Annotated in this window: 9 protein-coding genes; 1 reads left to right on the top strand and 8 read right to left on the bottom strand. The window is 68.0% G+C overall.

The features are described from left to right. Positions 1 to 1244: 1244 nt before the first annotated feature. From CRP55_RS51200 to rpmH, 8 genes are all read right to left on the bottom strand, one after another. Positions 1245 to 2249, bottom strand: coding sequence for a ParB/RepB/Spo0J family partition protein (locus tag CRP55_RS51200; protein WP_097329392.1), 1005 nt, complete (start codon positions 2247 to 2249; stop codon positions 1245 to 1247). Beyond that, positions 2246 to 3310, bottom strand: a complete 1065-nt coding sequence (locus tag CRP55_RS51195) for a ParA family protein (RefSeq protein ID WP_438865863.1) — start codon at positions 3308 to 3310, stop codon at positions 2246 to 2248. The genes CRP55_RS51200 and CRP55_RS51195 overlap by 4 nt, the downstream gene beginning before the upstream one ends. A gap of 1353 nt (positions 3311 to 4663) precedes the next feature. Next, entirely contained in the window at positions 4664 to 5689 is a 1026-nt protein-coding gene (gene rsmG, locus CRP55_RS51190) for a 16S rRNA (guanine(527)-N(7))-methyltransferase RsmG (protein WP_097329390.1), read from the bottom strand. A gap of 2 nt (positions 5690 to 5691) precedes the next feature. Continuing rightward, positions 5692 to 6234: a Jag family protein gene (locus CRP55_RS51185; protein ID WP_245924032.1), complete on the bottom strand. Its 543-nt coding sequence runs from the start codon at positions 6232 to 6234 to the stop codon at positions 5692 to 5694. A gap of 133 nt (positions 6235 to 6367) precedes the next feature. Next, complete coding sequence (yidC, locus tag CRP55_RS51180) at positions 6368 to 7405, bottom strand: membrane protein insertase YidC (RefSeq protein WP_097329388.1); 1038 nt, start codon at positions 7403 to 7405, stop codon at positions 6368 to 6370. Between the two features lies 1 nt (position 7406). Then, entirely contained in the window at positions 7407 to 7664 is a 258-nt protein-coding gene (gene yidD / locus CRP55_RS51175; protein ID WP_097329387.1) for a membrane protein insertion efficiency factor YidD, read from the bottom strand. Further along, positions 7661 to 8017 (bottom strand): ribonuclease P protein component, encoded by a 357-nt coding sequence (rnpA, locus tag CRP55_RS51170; RefSeq protein WP_097329386.1) that lies wholly within the window; start codon positions 8015 to 8017, stop codon positions 7661 to 7663. Before rnpA ends, yidD begins: the two co-directional genes overlap by 4 nt. A 37-nt stretch (positions 8018 to 8054) precedes the next feature. Next, on the bottom strand, positions 8055 to 8192 hold the full coding sequence (gene rpmH / locus CRP55_RS51165) for a 50S ribosomal protein L34 (RefSeq protein WP_097329385.1): 138 nt from the start codon (positions 8190 to 8192) through the stop codon (positions 8055 to 8057). A 593-nt stretch (positions 8193 to 8785) separates the two neighbouring features. Between rpmH and dnaA the strand changes: the two genes are divergently transcribed. After that, positions 8786 to 10522: a chromosomal replication initiator protein DnaA gene (dnaA, locus tag CRP55_RS51160; RefSeq protein ID WP_097329384.1), complete on the top strand. Its 1737-nt coding sequence runs from the start codon at positions 8786 to 8788 to the stop codon at positions 10520 to 10522. Positions 10523 to 11316: the final 794 nt, after the last annotated feature.

Genomic DNA, 11316 nt, shown 5'->3' with positions numbered 1-11316 from the left:
TCCGGTCTCCGGTCTCCGGTCTCCGGTCTCCGGTCTCCGGTCTCCGGTCTCCGGTCTCCGGTCTCCGGTCTCCGGTCTCCGGTCTCCGGTCTCCGAGGGAGCGTAAGTGCACGAGAGGGCTGGCCTACCATTTGCCTCAAGTTTGCTCCTAGCAATCGCAGCTCACTCTTGAGCCGGCTTGGGCAGTGGCGCTCCTTCCTCGGACACGGCGGATCGTTTCACGTGAAACGGCTGTGGCAGCGCTGCAGCTCCGCAGGATCGGGGCGTTGGGAGTGCCGACACCAGATAGCCGCTACTAGCCATGGTTGGCTAAGAGCTCGCTCCGTTCTTGTCTGCAAGCCGCCGGCAGGTCCTCCTCCATAGAGGCTTGACCTAGTACTCGAACGCGGCCCAGCCCGTCTCCGCACGCCCTTCATTAGCGAGACCGTCGAGGCAACCGGGTGCGCTCGATGCGGCACCTCCGAGTTCGAGGAGTGTGCGGCCCATGATTCCGGACTCATGAGCGTCCCAACCGCATCGTGGCGCCGCTCAGTGCCCGAGGACGACACCAGGTGTGGTCCATCATCATCAGACGCAACACACGGCACGGAGGCACGGCCCAGCGCTCTCGACCGTTCGCTAACCCGGAGTGTCCTCGCCGCCTTTCCATCGGTGACAACGCACCCGCCTCACGGCCGAGGCAGCCAGAACCTACCGACTCGATCACCACACGTCGTGCTCTTACGGGCCGTCTCGTTTCACGTGAAACAGAAGCAGCAGTCCGCGAAAGCTTTCACACAATCAAGATGACTGAGACATCCACGCAATCGGCGACTCTTTGCGAGCGAAGTCGTCTCACGCCGGGTGAAGCGCAAATTCCTCAACACGCCGGCACCATCACCCCATCCGAGCCGAGCCGGTCGCAACCCGACCCTCACACAACCGACCGAGCGCAACAATAGCGCGTTCATTGAGTGGTGCGACCCTCTAGCCACTCAGGGTCATCCTTCAAACGCTTTCTATAAACCCTACGTACCTACATACCATTGTCCGTCGAGACCAAAACGTCCCATAAAGGGCGTCAGATTCGGCACAGACGGAGATCGTCGAGTCGACCAAAACCTCAGGAGAATGGCTCTGACAGAACCGGATTTGAGCCCAAGCGGAGGCCCGACTCCGCAAAGCATCGACAGGCGAGAAAGTCCTCAAAACAATCGGGGTGTGCGATCAACTCGCACACCCCGAAGAAGTCGAACCCCGACGACCTACTCCTCGCCGCCAGCGCCTTCCTCGTCGACGCCGATCATGCCGACGATGCGCTCAAGGTCGTCCACGGTCGCGAACTCGATCGTGATCTTGCCTTTGTTGCGGCCGATGTCGACCTTGACTCTGGTGTCGAATCGGTCGCTCAGCCGGTCCGCGAGATCATTGAGGGCGGGCGCATGCACCTTCGGCCGGCGCGTCGGCGCCGCCTTCTTGGCCGGGCCGTCGGCGATCGCCAGGGACACCAGCTCCTCGGTGGCCCGTACCGACAAGCCCTCAGCCACAATCCTCAGCGCCAGCTTCTCCTGGGCCTCGGTGTCGTCCAGCCCCAGCAGCGCCCGGGCATGCCCAGCCGACAGAACCCCGGCCGCCACTCGGCGCTGCACCGGCGCCGGCAGGTTCAGCAAGCGGATCGTGTTGGAGATCTGCGGCCGGCTGCGGCCGATCCGCTTGGCGAGCTCCTCGTGCGTAGCCCCGAACTCCTCGAGCAGCTGCTGATAGGCGGCCGCCTCTTCGAGCGGGTTCAGGTTGGCCCGGTGGATGTTTTCGAGCAGCGCGTCCCGCAACATGGCGTCGTCGCGCGTCTCGCGAACGATCGCCGGAATGGTCTCGCGCCCGATGGCCTGAGCGGCACGCCAACGCCGCTCACCCATCACCAGTTCGTAGCGGCCGTCGCCGAGTTCCCGTACGACAATCGGCTGCAGGAAGCCGACCTCCTGGATGGAGGTCTTCAGTTCGTCCAGCGCCTCGTCGTCGAAGACGTGCCGCGGCTGCTTGGCGTTCGGTTCGATCGAGCCGACGGGAAGCTCGGTGAACCGGGCCCCCGGGACGGGCGCGAGCTCCTCCTCAAGAGGGGCAGCGGGAACAGGCTGAGGGGCGATGACCGCCACAGGCGGGTCGACCGGCGGAGGCGCGCTGTCGACCGGCGGTGAAGGCTCGGCGGCCGGCGCCGTCGGAATCAGGGCGCCCAGGCCGCGGCCCAGCCCGCCCCGCGGACGGTTCTTCATGCCGTGCCTCCCGTGTTGACGCCACGCATCGCGATCTCCAGGGCGGCTTCGAAGTAGCTGGTAGCGCCCCTTGATCCCGGATCGTAGGTCATCACGGACTGGCCGTAGCTAGGAGCCTCCGACACGCGCACGTTTCGGGGGATGACGGCGTTCAGCACCTTGCTGCCGAAGTGGTTGCGCACATCCTGCTCGACGGCGTCGGCCAGCCGCGTACGGCGGTCGTACATGGTCAGCAGAATCGTCGAGACGTCGAGCGTCGGGTTCAGGTGTTGGCGTACGAGATTAATGTTGTTGATCAGCTGGTTCAGCCCTTCCAGTGCGTAGTACTCACACTGGATCGGAATCAGAACCTCCTGCGCCGCGCAGAGCGCGTTGACCGTCAGCAGGCCGAGCGACGGCGGGCAGTCGATGAAGACGTAGTCGAACTTCTCCGGGTGCGCCGCGATGGCCCGAGCCAGCCGGGACTCACGCGCGACCACGGAGACCAGCTCGATCTCGGCACCGGCCAGGTCGATCGTCGCCGGCACGCACCACAGGTTCGGAATGCCCTCGACCGCCTGCGCCACCTCCGACAACGGCACGTTGTCGATCAAGCAGTCGTAGACGTCGGGCACGCCGGCGTGGTGCGGGACGTTGAGGCCCGTGGAGGCATTGCCCTGAGGGTCGAGGTCGACGACGAGAACACGGTTGCCATGCAACGCCAGCGCCACCGCGAGGTTCACGGTCGTGGTGGTCTTGCCGACGCCACCCTTCTGGTTCGCGACGCAGAGCACCCTCGGGTGATCCGGGCGCGGCATGGTGATCTCGCCGCTCGGGTTGAGGATCTGCACAGCTCGCAACGCTTCCATGGCTAGGGGTGGATCGTCTTCATCCCGGCTCGGCGTTTCACGTGAAACATGCTCGTCCGGCGCTGCGGGCACACCCGAAGAAGGTGCAGCCGACACTGGAGAGGACGAAACGGGCGCCGCCGAGACAGGGGCACCGGATACCGGTCCCGCCGAAGATCGAGGCGCCGGCGTTCGTGTCTCCTCCGGCTGCGAGGAAGACGGTTTTCCGTAGATCTGCCCGGAGTAGCCGCCACCGGCACGTGGAGCCGGGACGCCATCAGAGGTGTTGTATGCGCCACCCTGGCTCATGCCGGACGCACGCTCGCGATCGAGAGATGACTCGGTTTCACGTGAAACACCGTACTCATGCACCGTTTTATCCCTGTTAGTGAGGAACGGGTCGGTCGGCGACACGTGCGTTCCGGCGGCAGAAGACCGGCACACACTATCGACGCCCGGCCAGCCTACGGCCGTCGGGCGAGCCTCGCCACGGCCATCCGTCCGATGAGGCCCGTCCCCCACCGCTTCGGACGCCGCATAGACCATCCTCCCGGGCACGAGCCGCAATGCCGCCCCCGCGTCCCCGCCGCTTCCCCCCAAAAACCCCGCGTTTCCGTCACGGTCGGCTGTTTCTTGCGCTTCTTCTTTTGTACGCAGGGGAGCCCGCCCCAACCGCAAGGACCCCTGACCCACTACCCGAGCATCCACGCCCTCAGCAGCCGACCAGGACTCCGGATCTAGCACCCCCACAGTCCCCGCAGTAGCGTCTTCCCGCTCCACCCCCACCGGGGTCTCACCCAAGGTCTCAGCGCCCGGCAAAGACCCCCTCAGCCCGCCCACAAGAACAAACGCCACCGGAGACAGGGCCGCCCGATCAACCGACCCGCTCGACACGGACACCACAAGCCCAGAAGACGGCGAAAAGGCCGCACCCTCTTCGGGCCTGCCGACTCCGGCAGCCCCGCCATCCGGCACCGCCATAATCGCCCCCGAGGGGACGGCCGAGGCGAGATGGATGGCAGCCGTGGGGGATGCCGACGCTACGTTGCGGGCCGCCGCGGAAGGGGCGGTCGTGGGAGGGTCGGCCAGCGCACTCCGGACGGGCATCCCCTCGGCATCCGCCGCGACAGCGTGCCGGCTCGCCTCGGGCGATGACGGCACCGGCTTGGGCGTATCCCTTCGGCCTTTCTTGCCACGCCGTCGCCCCCGCCCCTCAGAAGCGCCGTCACCGCCGCTCAATGTAGCCCGAGAAGCAGGAATCGCCCCTTCGGCCGGACCGCCACGACCCGACGAAGACGATGGCACAGCACGAGGCCTAGCGAAGGCCGCCGGTGCAGCCTGAGCCCGAGCTCGGGACGGGGAACCGCCTGAAAGCACGGACCTGCCGTCAGACGCCGAACCGGCAGAAGGCGCAGAGCCGCCACCAGCAGTAGAGCCTCCGGAAACGGGGCGGGCGGGATCTGCGGGAGCCGGCGCTCCGGCGGTGGACGAGACGCCGGTGGTGGACTGACCACCCCCAGCGCCGGGGGAGAGCTGGTCGGGACGCTTCTCTTTCGGGTTCCGTCTGCGTGCGCCCCGCCTGGACATCTATCCCCTCCGTGGTCTCCCACGCCCGGTGTTGCGGCCGTTCGAGCGGCCCCGCGCCGGGCTTGCCGCCCGGGTGGGCGGCTTCGGCCTGGACTGCACGACGACCTCCACGACCGTGGTGGGTGGGTCGATCAGGCCCTCCCCGCACAGATGGATCACCGGGTCGGCGCCGCCCAGATCGGCCAGTGCCTGCCGGTGCTCCGCGGCCTCCTCGGCGGCCGAGGCGCCCTTCAGCGCCAGCAACCTGCCGCCGACACGGGCCAGCGGCAGGCACCAGCCGGCCAGCCGGTCGAGTGGGGCGACCGCCCGCGCCGTGACGATGTCGGCGCCGGCGGGGGGCCCGTCGACAACATCCTCGGCGCGGCCCCGGACGACCGTGACGGCCGAGTCGAGACCCAGTGCGGTCACCGCCTCCGACAGGAACGCGGTGCGTCGTGCCAGCGGCTCGACCAGGGTGATGCGCAGGTCCGGCCGGGCCACTGCCAGCACGATACCGGGCAAACCGGCACCAGACCCCACGTCAACCACGGAAGCGCCGATAGGGATGATCTCGGACACTACGGCACAATTCACCAGGTGCCGCTCCCAGATCCGCGGCGCCTCCCGCGGTCCGATCAGCCCACGCACCACGCCATCGGTCACCAGCAGCCGTGCATAGGCCTCAGCCAGCCCCAGCCGATCTCCGAAGACCCGGGCCGCCACCTCAGCGATCTCCGCGGGCGGCCCGAACGACTCAAGATCCGAGGCCGCCTCCGCCGAGGAGGCCGAAGAGAAAGCCGCCGGCTCGGGGGAGGGAGCCGCGCTCAAAGCCGCGGCAGCCGAGGTGGAAGGAGCCGCAGTCGACGGCGGCGAGGTCTTCGAGCCCGGAGAACGGGCAGCTGAGCTACCCGAAGAGGCACGCTTGCCGGGGAAGGCCAGCGGCCTCCTCGGCCCCCGCCGCACACCAGAAGACTCCGGGAACGGAACCGGCCCGGGCGATCCCTCGCCCGGGCCGGCGTCCCCCGCGCTCACGCGTGGGTCAGTCATCGTCAGTCCGCCACCCGCACCACGATGCGACGGTTGGGCTCGACACCCTCCGACTCGCTCTGCACGCCGGAAATGGCGTTCACCACGTCGTGCACGCACTTGCGCTCGAAGGCCGACATCGGCTCGAGGCGCACCGGGTCACCGTGCTCCTTCACCTTCTCGACCGCGTTGCGGGCCACCGCCGCCAGCTCCTTGCGGCGCGACGCCCGGTAGCCACCGATGTCGAGCAGCAGGCGCGACGGCGAACCGGTCGCCCGGAAGATCGCCAGCCGGGTCAGCTCCTGGAGCGCCTCCAGCGTGGCGCCGCGCTGGCCGACGAGCGGCTGCAGCCGGCCACCCACCACCTCGACCATCGGGCGCCCGGCCGACACGAGCTCGTCGATGTCGCCGTCGTAGTCGAGGATGTCCAACAGCCCCTCGACGTAGTCGGCGGCAATCTCACTCTGGCGGAACAGGTCGCCGTCCGAGGCCACGCTCTCCGACGTTTTCGTCTCCTCGGATGGGGAGGCGGAGACTGACGATTCGGGCGTGCTGGTGTCGGTCACGGTCTCATCTCCGTACTCAATCGGGCCGGACCTGCTCGGTCCGCTGCTTCCGCGGCGAGTAATTAGTGGTGCCGCGGGGAGGTCTCAGTAAGGGGAGCGCTCGGACGCTGCGTAGACAGCGCCCGAGCCGCGATCATCCCTTGGGTTTGCTCGCCGGTCTGGCGCCCTTCTTCGGATTCACCGGTTTGGCACCGGGCTTCGGGGCCAGCGCCTTGGTGTCCACCACCGGCGGCTGCGGCTCCGGCTGGTTCTTCTTGCCGAACAGGCCACCGCTGCGGCCGGTCTGCACCGGGCTCTTCGGGGTGGTCGCACCACCGGCGGGCTTCTTGGCCGGCGGGCCGGACGGGCGCGAGGGCGCCGAGGCGTTCTTCTTGGCCATCTGCGGCGGCGGGAACTTGCGCAGCACCCACTGCTGCTGGGCCAGGGTGAACAGGTTGTTCGTGACCCAGTAGATGATCACACCGATGGGGAACAGCGAACCCGAGACGAGCAGGGAGAGCGGGATGCCGTAGAGCATCAGCCGCTGGATCATCTTCTGCTGCGGGTCCTCGGCCCAACCGGTCTTGAGGATCATCTGACGGCTGGTGAGGTACGTCGTCGACATCATGATCAGCACCAGGATGCCGGCGATGATCTTGACGGTCGTGCCGTTGGCGTCGAGCGCCGCGAGCTCGGAGGCGCTGGAGCCGAACTTGGCCGGGAGCGGCGCCGTGAACAGCGAGGCGTGAGTCGCGCTCTCGAACTGCTCGACCGTCCACCCGTACAGCGTCTTGCCCTGGTTGTCGGGGTTGAGGCGCCGCAGGACGTGGAAGAGACCCAGGAAGACGGGGATCTGCAAGAACATCGGAAGGCAGCCCATGAGCGGGTTGGCCTTCTCGGTCTTGTACAGCTCCATCATTTCTTTCTGGAGCGTTTCCCGGTCACCCTTGTGCTTCTCCTGCAGCTCCTTGACCTTGGGCTGCAGTGCCTGCATCGCCCGCTGGCTCTTGATCTGCTTGACGAAGACCGGGAAGAGGATGACGCGGACCGTCACCACCAGGAACACGATGGCCAGCACCCACGACCAGTTGGTGCCGAGCACCTTCGTGTCCGGGATTCCGATGAAGTCCCAGAGTGCATGCCAGCGCAGGAGGATCCACGAGATGGCGTAGTAGATCCAGTCGAGACTCAATTCAGGCTCCAGTCACATCGGCGGGACGGTGACGGATCGGGTCAGGTACCGGGTCGTACCCGCCAGGATGGAAGGGGTGGCAGCGCAGGAGCCGCCAGACCGTCAACCCCGTCCCCCGCACAGCACCGTGCTTGTGCAGTGCCTCCAGGGAGTACGCACTGCACGAGGGATAGAACCGACAGCGGGCCGGCAGCACCGGACTCACATAACGACGGTACGCGACGACCAGCGCGGTCAGCACACGGGCGAGCACGCTCATCGCGGCCTCCGCGGCCTGCGCGCCGCCGCCAGGGCGCCGTCGAGATCGTCGGCCAAGGTGTCGAAGGACGCCTCGGCGGACGGGGGCAGAGCCCTCACCACCAGCGTCGATCCACCGGGCAGGTCGTCCAGCCGATGCCGGACCAGATGCCGGAGCCGGCGGCGGACCTTGTTACGGACCACCGCGTTGCCGACGGCTTTGGATACGACGAAGCCGGCGCGCGCCGCAGAGGCTTGCACCGGCTCCTCGATAAGCAGATGAACGACAACCGTCCCGCGACCGGCCCGGCGGCCACCGCGAATCGCAGCGGCGAAGTCGGAACTACGCCGCAGACGCTGAGTCGCGGCCAGCACGACTACCTGGCCAATTTCCGGGCCGACAGGCGTCGGCTCAGGCCGACAGCTTGTCGCGGCCCTTGCCACGGCGAGCAGCGAGAATGGCACGCCCGGCACGGGTGCGCATGCGCAGCCGGAAGCCGTGGGTCTTGGCACGCCGGCGGTTGTTCGGCTGGTAGGTGCGCTTGCTCACGTCAAAACTCCGTCTTCGTACAACATCCAGGGGGCATCAAAGCTGCAAGACGCCACTTTAGCAGAACGCGGCGGAGCAACCGCTCGACCCTACGCAGGGCGACCGCGCCGGTCAACCATATCCTGGATCGGCACGCCGACCACGAGATCACGGCACCGCGCGAGGATGGGAGTCTGCGCGCCTTGTGAATCTTTTCCTGCCGTCGGGCGCTTGCTCGCCGATAAGAGAGCCCTACGAGAGTTGATGCTGCGGCGACCTCGCTGTTAGCGTGCCCGTTTGCTGGTCATCAGCGGTGTACGCATACCACGACGAGTCGGCCAAAACCAGACAAGCAGGTGAATCGTTCGGCACGGTGAGCCTGCGAAACCGCGCCGTTTCAGGCTCCGGGGTCTGCCGACCATCCGGCCGGGGAAGTGACCACCGACAAGTGCACAGGGTTGTGGATAACCTGTGGACAGCCGGTGGCGCCGAGCGTCTTCAGCACGTTAGATGTTGCTGGGTTGGGGGAGACGTCGAGTGCCTGGAGGGCAGCGACGAGCGGTAGAGCCGGACAAGGTCCACCGGGGGTCGGTGGCGATGGGGGTGGCGCGGCGGTGGCCGATCAGGTCGACCTGGGTGGTGTGTGGAAGGCGACGCTGGATGAACTGGCCGACGAGATCTCGTCGCGTCAGCAGCGTGCCTATCTGCAGCTGACCCAACTGCGCGCCATCGTCGAGGACACCGCGCTGCTGGCCGTCCCGGACGCCTTCACCCGCGACGTCATCGAGTCCCGCCTGCGCCCCGCGATCACCGAGGCGCTCAGCCGCCGCCTCAACCGGCCGATCCAGGTCGCCGTCACCGTGAAGCCCCCGGAGGACGGCACAGGTCTACCCGGAAAGGTGTACGGCACCCCGATCGAGCAGCAGGCCGAGCCGCCGAGCGAGCCTCAGCCGCGGCACTACGCCGATCCGCCGCGCCCGCCCGAGCAGCCCGCCTACGATCCTTATCCGCCGGGTTCCGCCCAGCGCCCGGCCGCCGGCCCGTACCCCCGTGGCGTTCCCACCGCCCGCGGCGGGCAGGAGGCGCTGTTCGCCGATCCGATGCCGCCGATGCCGGAGAAGCCGGAGTCGAACGAGCCGCCCGCACACCGGATGGCCGCCGACCAGTCCCAGCTGCGCGACAACCAGCGCCGCCCCGACGACCGTCAGCCTCAGTTCGGCCCCGACCGCGACGACACGCTCCAGATGCGCGGCGGCGACAACGGCCCCGGCCGCGCCCAGCCCGACATCCGCCCGTCGAGCAACCCGCGCGGCACGAACGACGGCAACCGTCTCAACCCGAAGTACATGTTCGAGACGTTCGTCATCGGCTCGTCCAACCGCTTCGCCCACGCGGCCGCCGTCGCCGTCGCCGAGTCACCCGCGAAGGCGTACAACCCGCTCTTCATCTATGGCAGTTCCGGTCTCGGCAAGACCCACCTGCTGCACGCCATCGGCCATTACGCGACCACCCTCGGTCATGCGCGCAGTGTTCGCTACGTCTCCACCGAGGAATTCACCAACGACTTCATCAACAGCCTGCGCGACGACAAGACGCAGGCGTTCCAGCGGCGCTACCGCGACGTCGACATCCTGCTGATCGACGACATCCAGTTCCTGGAAAATCGCGAGCGCACGCAGGAGGAGTTCTTCCACACCTTCAACACGCTGCACAACGCCAACAAGCAGATCGTCATCAGCTCGGACCGTTCGCCCCGCCAGCTGGCGACGCTCGAGGACCGCATGCGCACCCGCTTCGAGTGGGGCCTGCTCGCCGACATCCAGCCGCCCGACCTGGAGACGCGCATCGCGATCCTCCAGAAGAAGGCCGCACAGGAGCGCATGTACGCGCCCGCCGACGTCCTCGAGTTCATCGCGTCCCGCGTCTCCAACTCGATCCGCGAGCTCGAGGGCGCCCTCATCCGGGTGACCGCTTTCGCCAGCCTCACCCGCAGCCCGGTCCAGCTCGCCCTGGCCGAAGAGGTCCTTCGCGACTTCATGCCCGACGGCGCCGGCCCCGAGATCACCGCCGACCAGATCATGGTCTCCACCGCCGACTACTTCGGCGTGAGCCTGGAAGACCTGCGAGGCCATTCCCGCAGCCGCGTCCTGGTCAACGCCCGCCAGGTCGCCATGTACCTCTGCCGCGAACTGACCGACCTCTCCCTGCCACGCATCGGACAGGCTTTCGGCGGCCGCGACCACACCACAGTCATGCACGCCGACCGCAAAATCCGCCAACACATGGCCGAGCGGCGCTCCCTCTACAACCAGATCGCCGAACTCACCAACCGCATCAAACAAAACACCTGACCTTCGTTTCTCACCGGCTGCTTCATTCCAGCTGTACGGATCCGCCTGTCCACAACCACAGGCACACACCCCCGCCCGTAACAGCCCGGCCAGTCGTTGGTCACGCCTGCGAGGCGCCGCCGGGCTGAGCTGCCGTACCCCAGCTCAAACCACCCAGCAGCCCAGAGCCGCCTTTATCCACAGCCCCGCCTACACGGCCCCCACCGCAGCGCCACCCCCGCCCACCAGCACCGACCCGGTCGTCCACAAGCCACAGCCCCCTCAGACTCCGTCCGCCAGCCCCACCCGCCCCAACCACACTCCCGCCACGCACAGCCGGCCCAGCGTTCCCCACCTCAAGCTCGCCCTTCGCACCCGTGCCCCGCCACGCGCGCGCCTCGCGCCGCACCGCGCAGCGCAACGCGCGCCTCGTGCCCGCGGCCCAGCTCGGACCTCGTGGCCCACACCTCGCGCACGCGTTCCGCGCCCCGGAAATCAGACCTCGTGCCCCGCGCCTCGTATCCCGCCCCTCGGGCCAACGCCCGCGCGTCGTGCCACGTACCAACGCCCACGCCTCGCGGCCCGCATCCCACGCCTCACATCTGACACCTCGCATCTCGCATCCCGCGCATCGCGCCCCGCGCCCCGCGCCCCGCGCCCCGCGCCCCGCGCCCCGCGCCCCGAGGCTCAGACCTCGTCCCCACGTCCGGCACCGCATAACCCCGCACCTCGCGTCCCGCCGCCCGCGCTTTGTACCCCACGTCCCGCAGCCCTCCGCGCTTCGTGCCCCACCTCCCGGCACCGCGCGCCCCGCA

This window comes from Paractinoplanes atraurantiacus, from assembly GCF_900215205.1.
In the GTDB taxonomy this organism is placed as follows: domain Bacteria; phylum Actinomycetota; class Actinomycetes; order Mycobacteriales; family Micromonosporaceae; genus Actinoplanes; species Actinoplanes atraurantiacus.
Note: the sequence above shows the minus strand (reverse complement) of the source record. Positions and strands in the feature narration are given on the sequence as shown.